The following is a 16,368-nucleotide window of genomic DNA, read 5'->3' as shown; positions in this document are numbered from 1 at the left end:
GCGCATGCAAATCGGACTTTTTCACAGCAAGAATGTTTGCGAGGCGGCGACGGACCCCTCCGCCGGCAGCTTGCCTGCCACAACGGCAGGGCTGCGAGGTCGGGGCAACGGGTTCCTTCGGAGCCTTGGCCGGCGCGTGGCTGACGGAGCATCAACGAAAAACCCGCCTGTGCGGCGGGTGACTGGCACAAATCAGCACCATGGGCCAAAATGTACCATAGCTGAGGGCATGGTGTCAAGAAAAAATTCCTATCGCGCTGCCCGGCAAAAACGGCGGACACCGCCGAACTGGCTGTCGTCAGGTCTTTGCTAGGCGGAGTTCGGAGCCCCGGCCACAACGACCAGCCCGTTGACGTGTTCCCCGCGATCCTGCCGGATCACGGTTGGTTCCAGTGACAAGACCGAAAGCCCGTTGGCGGCCAGGACCTCGCGCACATAGTGTTGCGCATGCGCATAGCGGCGCGACGGCAACAGCACGAAATCGCCATCGCCAGCCAGCGTCTCCACGGAAAATGCGAACAGGCCATCCGTGGCCAGTAAGCCGGCAATCGTCTTCACCACGCCGTCCAGCGCGCCGACATAGATGAAAACATCGGCCACCGTCACCAGATCGGCTTTCGGACCGGCATAGGGAAAATTCCGCAGATCGGCCTTATCAAGGAAATCGTAGACGCCCTTGGCCCGCGCCTTTCTCAGCATCCTGGCCGAAATGTCATAACCCTCCAGCCGGTCGGCGATCGGACGCAGCCTCTGTCCCGTCAGGCCGGTGCCGCAGCCAAGATCGAGCGCCAGCGCGAAGCGACCTGGCCTTGCCGCTCGAATGGCCTGGTCGAGCATCTCAGGCAGCCGGTACCCCAGCCTGCCGACCAGGGACTCGTCGAAGCTCTCGGCATAATGGTCGAACAGTGTCTCGACGAACGCGCTGGGGAGCGCGTCGAGCGCCGGCGCCTTGCCGATCAATTGCAGGTTGAGTGCAGCGCCTTGACGATCCGATGGATCGAGTTGCAACGACATCGTCCAGGCCTGTGCAGCCAGATCCGCCGCGCCCGCCGCCTGCTGCATCTCGCCGAGGCGAAACCAGCCCATCGCCCATTGCGGCGTCATTTCCAGCGCACCGAGCAGCAATTCCGCCGCTGCCGCATGATCGCCATCCGCGTGCAGCATCTCGGCATAATCGGCACGGCGATCGGCGTTCAAGTCGCCGGACGAGGCCTGAAGCGGTTTCATGGCGATGGGTCCTGCCGGCGGATCGAGCCGGCGGTGCTCTATGCGGGAGTCAGCAGTGACTTACAACAGGCTTCCCGCCGCGGAATTATATCCTATCTTGGAGACCATGCGCGCCAGCGACCTGCTCCATCCCCGGCCCGAGGGCCTCTATTGCCCGCCGGGCGATTTCTTCATCGACCCGGTCCGGCCGGTCAACCGGGCACTGATCACGCATGGCCATTCCGATCACGCACGTTCCGGCCACCGCTCGGTGCTGGCGACGCGGCAGACGCTCGACATTATGGGCCTGCGCTACGGCGAGAATTTCGCTGGCGCGACGCAAGCGGCACAGCTCGGCGAGACGATTGCACTCAATGGCATCAGCGTCAGCTTCCATCCAGCCGGCCATGTGCTGGGCTCGGCGCAGATAGCGGTCGAGCATCAGGGCACGCGCATCGTCGCTTCCGGCGACTACAAGCGGCAGAGAGACGCGACCTGCGCGCCATTCGAGCCGATCCAGTGCGATGTGTTCATCACCGAAGCGACCTTCGGCCTGCCGGTGTTTCGCCATCCTCCCGACACAGAAGAAATCGCCCGCCTGCTGAAATCGGCAGCGCAGTTCCCCGAGCGCTCGCATCTGGTCGGCGCCTATGCGTTGGGCAAGGCGCAAAGGGTGATGCGGCTGTTGCGCGACGCCGGCTACGACAGGCCGCTCTACATCCATGGCGCGCTGGCCAAGCTCAGTGAATATTACCAGAGCCAAGGCATAGACCTTGGGCAACTGGAGCCGGCAACCGTCGAAAGCGGGGGCAAGGATGATTTTACCGGCGCCATCGTCGTCGGCCCGCCATCGGCCTTCGCCGACCGCTGGGCGCGGCGCTTTCCCGATCCGATCTCGTGCTTCGCGTCAGGCTGGATGCGCATTCGCCAGCGCGCCAAGCAAGGCGGCGTCGAACTGCCGCTGATCATCTCGGACCATGCCGACTGGGATGAGTTGACCGCCACCATCAAGGAGACCGGAGCCGAGGAGATCTGGGTGACGCATGGCCGCGAGGAAGCGCTGGTGCGCTGGTGCGAACTCGAAGGCATCGCCGCCCGGCCGCTGCATCTGGTGGGATACGAGGACGAGGGCGATTGATGCTAGTTGCTGATCCACCAATCACCGGCGCCGCGATCCTTCACACCCCCCTCTGGCCTGCCGGCCATCTCCCCCGCAAGGGGGGAGATCAGATGTCACCGCCGCTTTCGCTAATCACCAACCGCGCAAGGAGAGTGCTGGCATCGAAGCTGCCAATCTCCCCCCTTGCGGGGGAGATGTCCGGCAGGACAGAGGGGGGTGTGCCGAAGTGCCAAGCCCATCCAGTAGTGTCACCATGAACCGCTTCGCCGAACTACTCGACCGCCTGGTGCTGACGCCGTCGCGCAACGGCAAGCTGACCTTGCTGACCGACTATTTCCGCACGGTAGAGGATCCCGACCGCGGGCTGGCGCTGGCTGCCATCACCGGCGATCTCCACATTGCCGCGGTCAAGCCGGCGATGCTGCGCATGCTGGTCACCGAACGCATGGATCCGGTGCTGTTCGGCTATTCCTACGACTATGTCGGCGATCTCGCCGAAACGGTGTCGCTGGTCTGGCCGCAAACGCCCGGAAACATCGCGAACCGCGAGCCGACGCTTGGCGAGGTCGTCGCCAGACTGCAGGCGGCGAGCCGCTCCGACGGACCGAAGGTGCTGGCAGGGCTGCTCGACAGCGCCGGCATCTCGGCCCGCTTTGCCATCATCAAGCTGGTCACCGGCGGCTTGCGCATCGGCGTGTCGGCGCGGCTGGCCAAACAGGCGCTGGCGGATTTCGGCAAGGTCGACATCGCCGAGATCGAAGAGCTCTGGCACGGGCTGTCGCCGCCTTACACAGCGCTGTTCGCGTGGCTGGAAGGCAAGGCCGAAAAACCCAGGAACACGGCGTTGGCATTGTTTCGACCGGTGATGCTGTCGAACCCGGTTGGCGACGGCGATCTCGAAAAGCTCGATCCGGCGGATTATGCCGCCGAATGGAAATGGGACGGCATCCGTGTCCAGGCGGTGGCCGAGGGCGGTATCCGCCGGCTCTATTCGCGCACCGGCGATGACGTTTCGGGTGCCTTTCCGGACCTCGCCGATGCCATGCATTTTTCCGCAACGCTGGACGGCGAACTGCTTGTCGGCGATCCCCGGCAGGCGACGGGAACGTTCTCGGATCTGCAGCAGCGGCTGAACCGCAAGACGGTGACACCGAAGATGCAGCAGCAATACCCGGCCTTCATGCGCTGCTACGATCTGCTCCAGGTCGGCGGCGAGGATCTGCGCGCGCTGTCGTTTCGCGAGCGGCGCGGCCGGCTGGAAGCGTTTGTCGGGACGCTCGACCCGAGCCGTTTCGATATTTCGCCATTCGTCGACTTCACGGATTGGCAAACGCTGGAGGAACTGCGCCGGGTGCCACCGCATCCGATTATCGAAGGCGTCATGCTCAAGCGCTGGGACTCAGCCTATGTCGCCGGCCGGCCGAAAGGTCCATGGTTCAAATGGAAACGCGATCCGCACACGGTGGACGCCGTGCTGATGTATGCCCAGCGCGGCCACGGCAAACGCTCGAGCTTCTATTCCGACTATACGTTCGGTGTCTGGACAGGTGCAGAAGGCGAGGAGGAACTGGTGCCGGTCGGCAAGGCCTATTTCGGCTTCACCGACGAGGAGTTGAAGCAGATCGACAAATATGTCCGCGACAACACGATCGAGCGTTTCGGGCCGGTGCGCTCGGTGCGGGCCGACCGCGACAACGGCCTGGTGCTGGAAGTCGCCTTCGAAGGGCTCAACCGCTCGACCCGGCACAAATCCGGCGTCGCCATGCGCTTTCCCCGCATTTCGCGGCTGCGCTGGGACAAGCCGGCCAACGAGGCCGACCGCATCGAGACGCTGCAGGCGCTGCTCGACCGCTAGACCGTTCGGCGCTCTTACGGCTCGATCGAAACGCGGATTTCGTAGATGTCCGCGGCCTTGCCCTGCTTGTCGAAGTCGGAATTGATGGCAATGGTGCCGGCCGAGCCCGGGCGCTTATCCGGAAACTGAACGTCGAACAGATATTCGTTCTGCTGCTGGCCGACCGCATAGCGCTTGCGGCCGCAGTCGCCGAGTTCGCCGAAATTGCAGTCGACCGAAATCTGCGTCTCCTTGCCTTCTTCGGAGCGGGCAATGATGTCGAACACGGCATGTTTGCCGGCCAGCTTCTCCAGCACGCCTTGTCCGACGTCGAAACTGATCGCCGAACCGGACGCGCCGGAACGGATGCGCAGGAACGAACCGGTATCGTCCTTCATCACCTCGGCCCTGGCGTCAGACGGCGCGCTAACATGGGATGCATCGGCCGGCGAAAACACATTGATCCAGTCGCGCGCCTGGTCCGCGGCGCCGGGTTTTGCCGGACCGCCGTCGGCCGGTGTGAAATCGTCGTCCTCGACGGTCGGCGGTGCCTGCGGCGGGGCGGTGTCGAGTTGCGCGGATGTCTTGAACACGCCGGTCTGCACGGCGAAGAACAGGCCGATGCCAACCGCGGCGAGCAGTGTCACGGTCAGGAAGATGGCGGTCAGCGGCAGGCGACGCCCCCTTATGCGCCGTTCATCGCGGTCGGGCGCCACTTCCGTCGTCGCGCCGGCCGAGGCCGGAACCGACATGTCGATGGCCGGAGCATCGGGAAGCGTGGCGTCCGGCATGATGTCGGGAACGACGGGCAGAACGCGCGAGCGCGGCGCATCGGCAGCGGATTGCACGGGTCCGTCGACGACGACATCGGGGGACGATGCCTGTCGGCCGGTTTCGACCGCGGGCGCCGAGTCCGCTCCGAGTTCGACCGCCGGTGCATCGCCCTGCTGGCCGACATCCGGCACCGCCGGCAGGAACTCGGATTCGATTTCGGTGATTTTCGCCTGGATTGCCTTGCGGCGCTTGATGGCGACCTCGACGGTCACACCGGGATTGGCCTGGAGCGCGCGATCGAGCGCGGCAAAAGCCGAGCGATAGACCCTCTCGCGGAACGCGCGGTCCTCGGCATTGCCTTTCTCCAAGGCGTTCCGGATCGCTTTTTCGATCGCGTCCAAGCAGGTCCCTCTGTCTTTGCCAACCTTGCCGTGATCGTTAGCCGCAGGCGACCAATCAATCAACGGGCGAGCGGCGTATTCTGCCTCGCAGAGGTGTGCAAAGTCCATTCCGGCGCTGTTCCGGCAACAAAATCAGCATGTTTCGCCGATTTCGCGCACAGGGAGCGCACGCACCGTGCGCCGCATTCCCTTGGCGATTGACTGGCGGACAAAGCGGCGGCCGGCTTTCGAGAGTGCCATGACGCCGACGCAGGAATTGCCAAGTCGCATCTTGAATTCGCGCCCGGTTGCGTCTATCACCGCCGCATCTTGGAGGCCTTGGCTTCCTGGGCCGCTTTAGCTCAGTTGGTAGAGCACCGCATTCGTAATGCGGGGGTCAGGTGTTCGAGTCACCTAAGCGGCACCATTCCTCCTCCGTTTTGTAGTCTGCCCCTTCGCAGCTGGTGCAAAGGATTGCGACGCCGGCCTGGCAGATCTGCCATTGTCGAGACCCCGGTTTGGTGTGAAACTCATGGCCTCAGCATGGGAGGTCAAAAAATGCCCAACAATTTCAAGACCGGAGACGTCGTCAGGCTGAAATCCGGAGGCCCCAGGATGACGATCAGCGATGGCGCAGCCTCGGGCATGTATCTGTGCCACTGGTTCAATCGCGAGGGCGAGGTGTGGACCCCGCAACATGCCGGGTTCAAGCCCGAACAACTGATTGCGGCCGACCAGTCGGACTAGAATTTCTTCCATCCCGATCAGGTCGGGATGGGCACCCTCTGTTGTCCGGGCATGAACGGATCAGCACGCGCGACCGACGGATTTTCCGGGTCGCGGCGTTTAACGGTTGAAGCGCGATTGCGGCACAAGCCGTCTGCGTCGCGCCAACCTGGAGACGCACAACATGATCAGTCGTTCGATATCAGTCGTTGCCTTGAGTTTGCAGACCGTTGCGGCTTTCGCCCAGGCAGCGACGCCGCCTGCACCGCCAACGGCCGCGCCACTTGCCGCGCCAGGCGCTTCGGGGACCAGGTCCGACATCACGCTGGCCAAATTCCAGAAGCGGCGCGAGAAGGCGATCATGGCGGCCGATACCGACGGCGACGGCAAGATCAGCCTGCTGGAGTGGGAGGCCTTTCAGACGAAGCGCAACGCCAAAGGCGACGCCGCCAAATCCTTCGCACGGATCGATTCCAACCATGACGGCTTCATCGATCGCGCCGAACTCGATGCATTCTTCGCCAGGCGCTTCGCCCGGCTGGACAAGAATGCCGACGGCATTTTAACGGCCGACGAACTGCCGGGCCACAAAACCGCTCCCAAGCAGGAACAATGACCAAGAGGCAATGACGCGCGATGAACATCGGGAGTGCGCCGACTGATGGCTGCGGATCCGGACGAGGAGCTGGTTCGCCGTGTTGGCGCCAGCGAGCCCGCAGCCGTGCAAACGCTCGTCGCGCGCAAGCTGCCACGTATACTGGCGCTTGCCGTGCGCATGCTCGGCGATGCGGCGGAGGCCGAGGATGTCGCGCAGGAAACCTTCGTGCGGATCTGGCGCCATGCCGCGAGCTGGCGGCGCGGCAATGCGCGCTTCGACAGCTGGATCCACCGGGTGACGCTCAACCTTTGCTACGACCGGCTGCGTCGCAGGCGCGAGTGGGTGACCGGCGACCTGCCGGACGTGGTCGACCCTGCGGCACTTCCCGACGCCCCTCGCCAAGAGGACGCGCTTCGGGTCGAACGGGCACTGCAAGCCATAGCGCCGCGCCAGCGCGAAGCGATCGTTCTGGTCTACTATCAGGAGATGTCCAATATCGAGGCGGCAGCGACCTTGCAGATCAGCGTCGATGCCCTGGAGAGCCTGCTTGCGCGCGGCCGGCGGTCGCTGCAGGCGATCCTGGCGGGGGATGGCGCCGATGAGTAAGCACCGGGCAAGCACCAACGCACTACGGCCATTGCGCCTTGCTGGTGCCGCCTGGCGCTCGGCGCCGACCGGCAAGGAGGAGACACATGGCTGAAGGGTCCAGAAACGAACCCGCAATGGGTGCCAGCCGCTTCGCCGCCTTGGCCCAGGCCTATGGCGGCGACTTGCGGCGATGGCCCGAGGCTGAGCGAATGGCCGGCACGGCCTTTGCCGCGAGCGGCGCGGGCAAGGCCATCTTGAGGCAGGCCGGGACACTTGACGCGCTGCTCGACAGCTACCGCGTCGACGCCCCGGACAAGGCACTGCACAGCAGCATTCTGCAGGCTGCCGGCCGGCACCTCGTCCAGCGCCGGCGTCAGTGGTTCTGGTGGCTGGGACTTGGACTTGCCGGCATTGGTCTGGCCGGTGCCGTGGCAGGACTGGCCCTGGTGACCATCGTCACGCCGGAGGTCCAGCCGGACCATTATGTGCTGGATGCCAATGTGACGGCGTTTGGCGATGCCGGCCCCGATGCCGAGAACGGTGAGGAAAACCTATGAGCCCGCGCTGGATCCGTGGCCTGGTCATTGCTTCCGTGGTGCTGAACGTCTTTCTTGCAGGCGCATTTGCCGGCGGTGCGGTCTGGCTGAGAAATGCCAAATCGGGTGTCTCGCTGGAATCGGCTGGCCGACAGCTTCCCAACCAGGACCGCAAGGCGTTCCGCCTGGCGCTGCGCCAGGTTCGCGTGGAGTCCCGGCAGATCATTCTAGATGGCCAGCAGGCGAGGCAGGAGGCAGCGGACCTGTTGCAGCAGCCTGTCATGGACAAGGCCGCCTTGTCCGCCGCGCTGGAGCGGGCACGCAATGCCGATGTGACGGTGCGCAGCCGGCTTGAACAGGCCATTGTCGACTTCGCGGCGAACACGTCACACGAAAACCGGAGCGTGCTGGCACAGGCATTGCTGCGCCATATGGAACGCCGCGCCGCCGTTGCGCCGAAAAAATCGCCATGACGACCGACGGAAAAGGCCGGAGACGCCGTTTAACGACGCGAAGGGACAAGCCTGCCCGATCGCACCATGCAGGGCGGCCATCTTCAAACTCGAAAGCACTCGGAGTCCAATTATGAGTCGCCTGAAAAACTACGCAGCAGCCGCTATGCTGGCCCTCAGCGGAACGGTCGTGACAGCCACCGCGTCCAGCGCAATGCCCATCGTGTCCGTTGCCCAGCCGGCCGCCCAGGCATCGGTCGAGCATGTCCGCTGGGGCTGCGGCATCGGCTGGCATCCGAACAGATGGGGACGTTGCGTGCCGAGCGGCGTCGTCATCGTGCGCCCGCGCTACCATTACTGGCACGCTCCGGTCCACGTCTGGCATCCGCACCATCGCTGGCATCGCTGGCACCACTACTGATCGAAGCACGGTAGGGCCAGGCGCTTGTGAAACCTGGTCCCGCCGTTGCGGACAGCGCGATCCCCGGAATTAAGGTTAAATTCACTATAGATTTGTTCTCAGCCCGCAAATAATCGAACAGTTTCCCGAAACTATGCTCAGGCATATTCATGGGAAAATCTGTGGCTCAGCTTCAAATCCTTGGGCGGGTGCTCTGTCATCCGCTGACGCTGGTCGTGGTCAGCCTAGCCGGTGTCTTCGCCGCCGGACGGGCCGAGCACGAATGGCTGTCGGTGCCGTTCTCGCTGGCGCTGGTGGCTGCCCTTGCCGGACTTCTCTTCCTGGCTTCGGGGCGCCTTGCCTTTTCCGTCTATCTCGCCTGGATGGGCATCGCTTTCATCACAGTGGTGTCAGCGATCAAATTCAGGATGAAGGGGTTTTCGCTGCACTTTCTACGACACGGTCTTCGTGTCGAAGGATCCGGAAGTGTACCGCTTCCTGCTCGGCTCCTACCTCCATCTGATCGCGCCGGTCGTTGTTGCCCTGGTGCTCGGCATTACGGCGGCGGTGCTTCTGTTCCGGATCGATCGAAAAATCGGCTGGCCGGTATCGGCACGCGTCCTGGTCATGGCGGCGCTCGTCGTTCTGGTGCCGCTGACCTTTCCGGCCGAGGCCTCGAAGGACCGTTATTTCTACTACATGCAGGGCCGGCACATGTCGGCCTTCTTCGTTTCGCTGCTGGATTTGCACAACCTCGTTGTTGAATCGGGCTTCGAAAAGCGGCTGCAAGCCGTCGCGCCACAGCCGCCTTTTGCCGACACGGTCGATTGCGGCGACCGGGCTGATCTTCCCGACGTCTTTTTCGTGCTCAGCGAAAGCCAGTCCGATCCCGGCTATTTTCCGCAGGTCGGCAACGGCGCGGGATTCCTGCAGAGGTTCGCGCCGGGGGCCGGCACGCCGCATCCGATGCAGGTCGAGACGTTTGGCGGCGGCACCTGGATCACCAATCTGTCGCTGATGACAGGCCTGTCGGCCACCGATTTCGGCTGGCGAAGCCCCTATTTGACCATCACCCTGCAGGACAAGGTCGCCGGCGCCTTGCCGGAGGTGCTGGCGCGCTGCGGCTATCGAACTGTCGTGATGACGCCGATGGACTTTTCGTTCGTCAATGAAGGGCCGTTCCTGAAATCGATCGGTTTCGAGACCGTGCTCGACATCAAGGACATCGCCGCGCCCTTCTATCACCTGCGCGATATCTTTTATTACCAGGCGGCCGAGGCATTCATCGCCAGGCACCGCAAGGAAGACGGCCGGCCGCTGTTCCTCGAGATCCAGACCATGTTCCCGCACTCACCCTATGAGGGGCGGATGGAGCCCGAGTTGAAGGTGGCGGGCGAGCCTTTCTCGGACGACTTCCAGGCCAATGAGTATCTGCGCCGGATGGCGGTGGCGCGCGGCGATTTCCATGATTTCCTCGACAAGAGGGAAGCGGATGCCGGTGAACGCGGCGCCGTGGTGCTCGAATTCGGCGATCACCAGTCGTCGGCGACCAAGCCGTTCGTCGACGCGATCGCCGGGGACGACGCCTTGGCGACCCCTGGCTCGCTTGCCTACCGCACCTTCTACACGCTCACCACCTTCAACCATCCTTTGCGCCATCCGATGCCTGACCTAGCGCCGCTCGACGTCGGCTTCCTCAGCGCAAGCCTGCTCGACGCCGCCGGCCTGCCGATGTCGCCTGTCATGGCCGATCTCGTGCGCCTGCGCGACCATTGCGGCGGCAGGTTCCATGGTTGTCAGGATCGGGCCGAAGTGGATGCGCATTTGCGACGCCGTGTGGATTCAGGGCTGCTGCATCTGTTCCCGGAGGCGGTGCCGTTGCGTTCGCTGGCGCCGCTCCAATCGGTAGACGCCCGCTAGATATTCAGTCGATTTTATCCGGTCCCAGCGTCGCCACCGTCTTCAGCGCACCATCCAGCATGTCGCCCTTCTCGTCTTTCAGCGCCATCTCGCGCAGGCGGCGGATCCAGTCGGCGGCATCCGTGCGGCCCTTGACCAGGTCGAGCGCCGACAGCACGCGGTCGAATTTCGACTGTGCGCGGACATGGGTGTCGCTGTAGCCCTTGATCAGCCGGCGGCAATTGAGGATCTCGACGGCCAGCGCGTAGTCCTGGCGAACATGGTCGAGAGCCAGCGCGTACCAGCGATCAAGATGCGCGATCTCAACCTTGTGGCGCAGCAGACTACGGCGCCAGCGGCGCAGGCCGCCGATGAACCACAGAGCGGCAAAGCCGGCAAAACTGTCGGTGCGGATGCGGCGGCCATGGTTGATGCGGCGATCAAGAAAGGCGGCGAGCTTCGGCCGGTTCTCGATGTAGCTGCCCAGCCCCGCCGGTAGCGTGCCGCAGAACTCCTCGATGCGCGGATGGAAATATTCGGTCACCTGCAGGATCGAGCCATCCTTGACGCCGACCTCGCGGCGCACGCGTTTGTCGCGCGTCGAACGTGTCTTGAGATCGGCGACACGGATCATGTCGTCGTAGCACAGCGCGTTGGCCAGATGCTTGGCGGCAGCGATGGACAGGCCATAGCCCTGAATCGGCCCGTCCAGCGCGACGGCCTTGTCCAGCCGGTCGAGATACTCGCGCCCATAGGCGATGTCCTGATAGTCGACGACCTTTCTCAAGCCCCGAAGCGCCATGTCGCGCACGGCCACCGGCAACAGATCGATGCGGGCAGCCAAGGCCTGCCAGCCTTGCAGCAGGTTTTGCGGGCCACTCACCTGTCCTGTGCCCAGGGCAGATTCGACAATCGCGGGCTCGGCCGGCCTAGGCGCCGGTGCTGCCGTGCCGCGCGCACGATCAAACCCGGCACCGAAGGCGGCGAGGCTGGCCTTGACGCCCCGGCCGCCGGCACCGATCGCCTGTTCGTAGCTTTCGCGCGTGAACGGCAGGGCGTCGGACCCCGCCAGCGCGCCAAGCAGGCTGGCCGAGATCATCGAGCCATTGGCGGCGGCGATCTTTTCCATGTCGAAAGCGATGAAGCGCTTCGATGCTGCTTCCGCCGTCGCATGCACCTTGGAGGACGAGGCCCGGCCATCGCCCGGCTCGATCTTTTCCGACACGGCGGCGATGCGGTGCGACGAGGCGATCAGCGTCGTGCGGTCGGGCGTGACGAAGCCGCGAATGATGGCACGGCCGGCTTCCATCAATTCGGCGGCGATCAGGATGTCGACGTCGCCCTGCGACGGCGACAGCGCGAAGACCGGCAGCCGGCCGGTGTCGCGGGCCATCTCCACATAGTAAATGGTGGCGCCGGTACGCTGGGCGACGCCGGCGACCGAGGTCGATTGCGCAACAAAGCCGTTGCGCTCGGCGACATCGGTGATCCAGTCGGCGAGCACGCCACCGCCTTGGCCGCCGACCGCCAGCACGGCGAGCTTGATGACACGCTCGCTATCCTGAGCGCCGGCGCGGGCGCGAAATGGCGGGACAGCGTCAAGCATCGGCGAAGGTCAGGCGCCGGCTTTCGCGGCGTCGCTGCAACAGGCTGATGGTGGCACGGCGCGCGGCTTCCAGGAAGCGATCCCAGCGGCTCGGATTGTGTACGACGTCGGCGCGATAGAAGGATGGGCACAGCACCGCCGCATCGGCGACCTCGCCGCAATTGCCGCAGCCGACGCAGCTCTGGTCGATATGCGCGACCGGATCGTCGCGCAGCGGATCGTCGAGCGACTTCACCGACAGCGAGGGACAGCCGGACAGCCGCATGCAGGCATGGTCGCCGGTGCAGATGTCCTCATCGACGCCGAACTTCGGTTTCACCACACGCTCGCCACCCTTGATCGCCTTGTCGACCAATGGCTTTTCGCGGCGCTGCCGGTTGAGCATGCATTCGGACGAGGCGACGATGACCTTCGGCCCCTTCTCGTCCGTCGTCAGCGCCTCGCGCAGCGTGTCCTGCATCTTGGTGACGTCATAGGTGCGGTCGACATGGCGCAGCCATTTGACGCCCATGCCTTTCACCGCCTCGGTGATCGGATGCTTGGTCGACTTAGTCTTGTTGCCGGCGCGGGACGACAGAATGTCCTGCCCGCCGGTGGCCGCCGAATAGAAATTGTCGACGATGACGATCACGCCGTCGTTCTTGTTGAACACCGCATTGCCGATCGAGGAGGTCAGGCCGTTGTGCCAGAAGCCGCCATCGCCGACGAAGGAGATGGAGCGGCGCTTGGCATCGGGTGAATTGAACGCAGAGGCCGAGGCCGGTCCCAGACCGTAGCCCATGGTGGTGGCGCCGAGTTCGAAAGGCGGCATGATCGAGAACAGATGGCAGCCTATGTCGGAGGCGATGTGGTGCTTGCCAAGTTCCTGCTCGACCAGTTTTGTCGCGGCAAAGATCGGCCGCTCCGGGCAGCCGATGCAGAAGCCCGGCGGACGGCCCGGCACGACGTTGATCAGGTCGGCGGCATCGACGCCGTCGCCGACCTTGTTGGGGGCACGCACCTCGCCCGGCAGCAGATGAGGCGCCTCGGCGCGCAGGAAGGCGCCGATGCCGTCCATCATGACCTGGCCGGTGTATTCGCCGGCCATCGGCAAATGCTCCTTGCCGACCAGCCTGGTGCCGCGACCGGCCTTGTGCAGCATCGAAGCGAAGGCCTGCTCGATATAGTTGGGCTGGCCCTCCTCGACGACCAGCACCGACTGCTTGCCCTCGCAGAACGACAGGAACTCGTCATCGATCAAGGGATAGACGGCGTTGAGCACATAAAGCGGCACATCGGTGTCGCCATAAATATCGGCGAGGCCGAGCCGCTGCAGCGCGCGGATGACCGAATTGTACATGCCGCCCTGCATGACGATGCCGACCGAGCCATGATCCGACCCGAAGAATTCGTTGATCTTGTTCTTGCGGATGAAATCGACCGCCGCCGGCCAGCGCTTCTGCACCTTCTCCTTCTCATGCAGGAAGGAAGCGGGCGGCAGCACGATGCGGCCGGTGTCGCGGCGGGGCGCGTCGAGCGCATCGGCGACCGTCATCGGCGGCCGCTTGTTGTCCTTGGCGATGAAATGGCCATGCACGTGGCAGCAGCGGATGCGAACCTGCAGCATGACCGGCGTGTTGGAAATCTCCGACAGTTCGAAACCGTCCTCCACCGCCTTGACAATCGACGGCAGGTTGGGGCGCGGGTCGAGCAGCCAGACCTGACTTTTCATGGCGAAGGCATGGCTGCGCTCCTGCATGATCGAGGAGCCTTCGCCATAGTCCTCGCCGACGATGATCAGCGCGCCGCCGGTGACGCCGCCGGAGGCGAGGTTGGCCAGCGCGTCGGAGGCGACATTGGTGCCGACCGTCGACTTGAAGGTCGCCGCACCGCGGATCGGGTAATGCACCGAGGCGGCCAGCATGGCGGTGGCGGTGGCTTCGGAAGCGCTGGCTTCGAAGTGCACGCCGAGTTCGCCCAGAATGTCCTGTGCGTCGGCCAGCACGTCCATCAGATGGCTGATCGGCGCGCCCTGGTAGCCGCCGACATAGCCGACGCCGCATTGCAGCAGCGCTTTAGTGATGGCGAGGATGCCTTCGCCGGCAAATTCCTCGCCGCCACCCAGCCGAAGCTTCTCGACTTCCTTGGCAAAAGAGCGTTCGGCCATTTTTTTCTCCTTCCGGTACCGCCCGAGGCTGGCGACGCGTAGGTCTAGATGTCGTGCTTGCGAATGTTCTTCAGCATCTTCAAAAGCGTGGCGATAAGTGCGGAATATTCGGCGTCGTCGATATCGTCGAACATCGCCTCGAACGCGTCATGCATGGCCGGCCAGGCGCGCGCGAACTCGGCGCGGCCGTCGTCGGTCAGGAACACGTGGCGGATGCGGCTGTCGGTGACGCCCTGTTCGCGTCGTACCAGGCCCTGGCCCTCCAGCGAGTCGAGCGTCCGGCTCAAGGTCGACTGCTCGATGACCGTATAGACCGAGAGGTCGTTGACGGTGATGCCGTCGGTGACCGACAGCACGGCCAGCGTGCGCACCTGCGGAATGGTCAGGCCCTGCTTGCGGAAATCGTCGCGCAAGGTGGCGTTGTAGCGGCCCATGATGCGGTTCATCAGATAGGGCGCGAATTGCTGCAGGCCGATCTGCCCCAGGGTCGAAATGCGCTGGCGCTTCTCGGTGACCTTCTCTTCCATCACAACCTCCCCGCAAGGAGAAAGCCGGAACCGCCGCCAAGGCCGGCCCCCGGGTGGGTCGAGGCGCCGATATGGTAGAGGCCCTTGATGCCGGTCTGATGGTTGCGGCTGCTCTTGAACGGCCGCCACAGGAACGACTGGTCGATGGTCGAGGAACCGCCATAGGGGTCGCCACCGACCAGGTTGATGTTCATCGCCTCGAGATCGGCCGGCGAATAGGCACGGCGCGCGATCACGCTGGCCTTGAAGCCCTCGATATGGCCGGCGAGGATGGCCTCGGCGCGATCGGCATAGGCTTCGCGTAGCGCAACGGTCCACTGCCCGTCTGCCGGTGCCTGCAGCTTGCCGGCTGCGTCACCCTTGATGTGGCGAGGCGCCTCGGGCAGTTGCAGCCACAGGATCGCCTTGCCTTCGGGGCAGCGCGACGGATCGAGCGCATGCGGCTGGCCGGCACAGATGGTCGGCACCTCCGGCAGCATGCCGCGCGCCGCCTCGTTGCAGGCTTTCGAGACGCCATCCAGTCCCGGCGTCAGATGCAGCAGCGCCACCTTGTCCAGGCCTTCGCCCCGCCATGCGGGCGGTTTGTCCAAGGCGTAGTGGATCTGGAAATTGCCTTTGCCATAACGGTACTTTTGCGTCGCCTCGACATCGGCTTTGGGTGCATCCGCGCCAAGCAGCCTGCCATAGAGCTGCGTCGGTGTAACCGAGCAGATGACGCCCTTGTTGGCCGTGATTGTCTCGCCCGAGGCCAGCCGCACGCCGCTTGCCCGGCCATTGCTTTGAACGATCGAAGTGACGTCGGCGCCGGTGCGGATGTCGCCGCCGCGTTCCCGGATCAAAGCCTCGAAGGCCGCCAGCAGGTTTTTTGCCCCGCCCTTGACGATCGGCGCGCCCGCCGCCTCAAGCGCGAAGGCGATAACCCTGGCGATCTGGCCGGAAAAGGCGTCTTCGGGGCCGAGCCCGGCATGCAGCACCCAGGGCGCCCACAGCGCGCGAATGGTTTCGGACTGGTAGGTGCTTTCCAGCCAGCCGCGCGCCGGCACCAGTGCCTCGCCGAGAAAGGCGGCAAGGCCACGCGGGCCACGGCGCCAGGCATCGCCGGCCAGCAGCCTGGCGGTCGGATAGGACCACAAGCTGCCGCCGAGCAGGCCGAACAGCAGGCCGGCATTGCGCTCGATGCCGCCGACATCATCCGCGTGCCGGTCACCGTCGCCTGCCGCGATCGCATTGAGGGCCGCGACGTTGGCAGCGCGGTCGGTGCGCAGCACGGCGTGGCTGCCGTCCGGCCGCAGCACGCCGGTCGGCGTGCCGGTGTGGCAGAATTCCAGCCCGTGCCGAGCAAGGTCGGCGCCCAGTGCCGCAAAGGCGGGCGAGGTGATGAACAGCACGAAGGTCGTCGCCATCACATCATGGATGAAGCCGGGCGCGGTGATCTCCTCGGTGCGCATGCAACCGCCAATGTGGTCGTTGCGCTCAAGGACGAGCACACGCGCCCCTTTGCCGCCAAGCACCGCCGCGCAGACCAGCGCGTTGATGCCGCTGCCGACGATGATGTGATCCGGCTGGGTCACGGCAA

Annotated in this window: 15 protein-coding genes and 1 tRNA gene; 10 read left to right on the top strand and 6 right to left on the bottom strand. The window is 64.5% G+C overall.

Annotated elements, in window-relative coordinates:
- Positions 1-309: 309 nt before the first annotated feature.
- Positions 310-1,227, bottom strand: coding sequence for a class I SAM-dependent DNA methyltransferase (locus NKJ11_RS00510; protein ID WP_352631133.1), 918 nt, complete (start codon positions 1,225-1,227; stop codon positions 310-312).
- Between the two features lie 106 nt (positions 1,228-1,333).
- On the opposite strand from NKJ11_RS00510, the gene NKJ11_RS00505 reads away from it, so the two are divergent.
- A complete protein-coding gene (locus NKJ11_RS00505; protein WP_352631131.1) occupies positions 1,334-2,344 on the top strand; it encodes a ligase-associated DNA damage response exonuclease in 1,011 nt (336 codons plus the stop codon).
- A 235-nt stretch (positions 2,345-2,579) separates the two neighbouring features.
- The gene (locus tag NKJ11_RS00500) at positions 2,580-4,181 is read left to right on the top strand and encodes a cisplatin damage response ATP-dependent DNA ligase (protein WP_352550990.1); all 1,602 of its coding nucleotides are present in this window, start codon (positions 2,580-2,582) and stop codon (positions 4,179-4,181) included.
- A gap of 14 nt (positions 4,182-4,195) precedes the next feature.
- Here the strand turns inward: NKJ11_RS00500 and NKJ11_RS00495 are convergent, their stop codons facing one another.
- On the bottom strand, positions 4,196-5,335 hold the full coding sequence (locus tag NKJ11_RS00495) for a hypothetical protein (protein ID WP_352792484.1): 1,140 nt from the start codon (positions 5,333-5,335) through the stop codon (positions 4,196-4,198).
- Between the two features lie 330 nt (positions 5,336-5,665).
- On the opposite strand from NKJ11_RS00495, the gene NKJ11_RS00490 reads away from it, so the two are divergent.
- The 8 genes from NKJ11_RS00490 to NKJ11_RS00455 all read left to right on the top strand — a co-directional run bounded on the left by NKJ11_RS00490 (position 5,666) and on the right by NKJ11_RS00455 (position 10,534).
- Positions 5,666-5,741: transfer RNA gene (locus NKJ11_RS00490), tRNA-Thr, on the top strand.
- A gap of 131 nt (positions 5,742-5,872) precedes the next feature.
- A complete protein-coding gene (locus NKJ11_RS00485) occupies positions 5,873-6,061 on the top strand; it encodes a YodC family protein (RefSeq protein ID WP_023811455.1) in 189 nt (62 codons plus the stop codon).
- A gap of 163 nt (positions 6,062-6,224) precedes the next feature.
- Positions 6,225-6,656, top strand: coding sequence for an EF-hand domain-containing protein (locus NKJ11_RS00480; RefSeq protein ID WP_023811456.1), 432 nt, complete (start codon positions 6,225-6,227; stop codon positions 6,654-6,656).
- A gap of 45 nt (positions 6,657-6,701) precedes the next feature.
- A complete protein-coding gene (locus tag NKJ11_RS00475; protein WP_352792483.1) occupies positions 6,702-7,244 on the top strand; it encodes an RNA polymerase sigma factor in 543 nt (180 codons plus the stop codon).
- Positions 7,245-7,330: 86 nt separating this feature from the next.
- The gene (locus NKJ11_RS00470) at positions 7,331-7,783 is read left to right on the top strand and encodes a hypothetical protein (RefSeq protein ID WP_352792482.1); all 453 of its coding nucleotides are present in this window, start codon (positions 7,331-7,333) and stop codon (positions 7,781-7,783) included.
- Complete coding sequence (locus NKJ11_RS00465) at positions 7,780-8,235, top strand: periplasmic heavy metal sensor (protein WP_352610780.1); 456 nt, start codon at positions 7,780-7,782, stop codon at positions 8,233-8,235. The genes NKJ11_RS00470 and NKJ11_RS00465 overlap by 4 nt, the downstream gene beginning before the upstream one ends.
- Before the next feature lie 112 nt (positions 8,236-8,347).
- Positions 8,348-8,635, top strand: coding sequence for a GCG_CRPN prefix-to-repeats domain-containing protein (locus NKJ11_RS00460; RefSeq protein ID WP_023811460.1), 288 nt, complete (start codon positions 8,348-8,350; stop codon positions 8,633-8,635).
- Between the two features lie 447 nt (positions 8,636-9,082).
- Positions 9,083-10,534: a sulfatase-like hydrolase/transferase gene (locus NKJ11_RS00455; RefSeq protein WP_352792481.1), complete on the top strand. Its 1,452-nt coding sequence runs from the start codon at positions 9,083-9,085 to the stop codon at positions 10,532-10,534.
- A 4-nt stretch (positions 10,535-10,538) separates the two neighbouring features.
- Here NKJ11_RS00455 and NKJ11_RS00450 read toward each other — a convergent pair whose 3' ends face one another.
- Genes NKJ11_RS00450 through NKJ11_RS00435 form a run of 4 tightly spaced genes read right to left on the bottom strand, consistent with a single transcriptional unit; the run spans position 10,539 to position 16,363 of the window.
- Positions 10,539-12,119: an indolepyruvate oxidoreductase subunit beta family protein gene (locus NKJ11_RS00450; RefSeq protein ID WP_352792479.1), complete on the bottom strand. Its 1,581-nt coding sequence runs from the start codon at positions 12,117-12,119 to the stop codon at positions 10,539-10,541.
- Complete coding sequence (locus tag NKJ11_RS00445; RefSeq protein ID WP_352673518.1) at positions 12,112-14,265, bottom strand: thiamine pyrophosphate-dependent enzyme; 2,154 nt, start codon at positions 14,263-14,265, stop codon at positions 12,112-12,114. Before NKJ11_RS00445 ends, NKJ11_RS00450 begins: the two co-directional genes overlap by 8 nt.
- A 44-nt stretch (positions 14,266-14,309) precedes the next feature.
- Entirely contained in the window at positions 14,310-14,792 is a 483-nt protein-coding gene (locus tag NKJ11_RS00440) for a MarR family winged helix-turn-helix transcriptional regulator (protein ID WP_023811464.1), read from the bottom strand.
- Complete coding sequence (locus NKJ11_RS00435; protein ID WP_352792478.1) at positions 14,792-16,363, bottom strand: phytoene desaturase family protein; 1,572 nt, start codon at positions 16,361-16,363, stop codon at positions 14,792-14,794. Before NKJ11_RS00435 ends, NKJ11_RS00440 begins: the two co-directional genes overlap by 1 nt.
- Positions 16,364-16,368: the final 5 nt, after the last annotated feature.

Source organism: Mesorhizobium sp. M0243 (assembly GCF_040321775.1).
Taxonomy (GTDB): domain Bacteria; phylum Pseudomonadota; class Alphaproteobacteria; order Rhizobiales; family Rhizobiaceae; genus Mesorhizobium.
The sequence above is the reverse complement of the archived record's forward strand: the minus strand, read 5'-3'. Positions and strand labels throughout refer to the sequence as shown.

What these genes read in the sequence shown, in the direction of transcription:
- NKJ11_RS00470 (WP_352792482.1), top strand. Translation starts at nt 7,331, where the DNA reads ATGGCTGAAGGGTCCAGAAACGAACCCGCAATGGGTGCCAGCCGCTTC.
- NKJ11_RS00445 (WP_352673518.1), bottom strand. Translation starts at nt 14,265, where the DNA reads ATGGCCGAACGCTCTTTTGCCAAGGAAGTCGAGAAGCTTCGGCTGGGT.
- NKJ11_RS00465 (WP_352610780.1), top strand. Translation starts at nt 7,780, where the DNA reads ATGAGCCCGCGCTGGATCCGTGGCCTGGTCATTGCTTCCGTGGTGCTG.
- NKJ11_RS00440 (WP_023811464.1), bottom strand. Translation starts at nt 14,792, where the DNA reads ATGGAAGAGAAGGTCACCGAGAAGCGCCAGCGCATTTCGACCCTGGGG.
- NKJ11_RS00475 (WP_352792483.1), top strand. Translation starts at nt 6,702, where the DNA reads ATGGCTGCGGATCCGGACGAGGAGCTGGTTCGCCGTGTTGGCGCCAGC.
- NKJ11_RS00480 (WP_023811456.1), top strand. Translation starts at nt 6,225, where the DNA reads ATGATCAGTCGTTCGATATCAGTCGTTGCCTTGAGTTTGCAGACCGTT.
- NKJ11_RS00505 (WP_352631131.1), top strand. Translation starts at nt 1,334, where the DNA reads ATGCGCGCCAGCGACCTGCTCCATCCCCGGCCCGAGGGCCTCTATTGC.
- NKJ11_RS00500 (WP_352550990.1), top strand. Translation starts at nt 2,580, where the DNA reads ATGAACCGCTTCGCCGAACTACTCGACCGCCTGGTGCTGACGCCGTCG.
- NKJ11_RS00485 (WP_023811455.1), top strand. Translation starts at nt 5,873, where the DNA reads ATGCCCAACAATTTCAAGACCGGAGACGTCGTCAGGCTGAAATCCGGA.
- NKJ11_RS00450 (WP_352792479.1), bottom strand. Translation starts at nt 12,119, where the DNA reads ATGCTTGACGCTGTCCCGCCATTTCGCGCCCGCGCCGGCGCTCAGGAT.
- NKJ11_RS00510 (WP_352631133.1), bottom strand. Translation starts at nt 1,227, where the DNA reads ATGAAACCGCTTCAGGCCTCGTCCGGCGACTTGAACGCCGATCGCCGT.
- NKJ11_RS00460 (WP_023811460.1), top strand. Translation starts at nt 8,348, where the DNA reads ATGAGTCGCCTGAAAAACTACGCAGCAGCCGCTATGCTGGCCCTCAGC.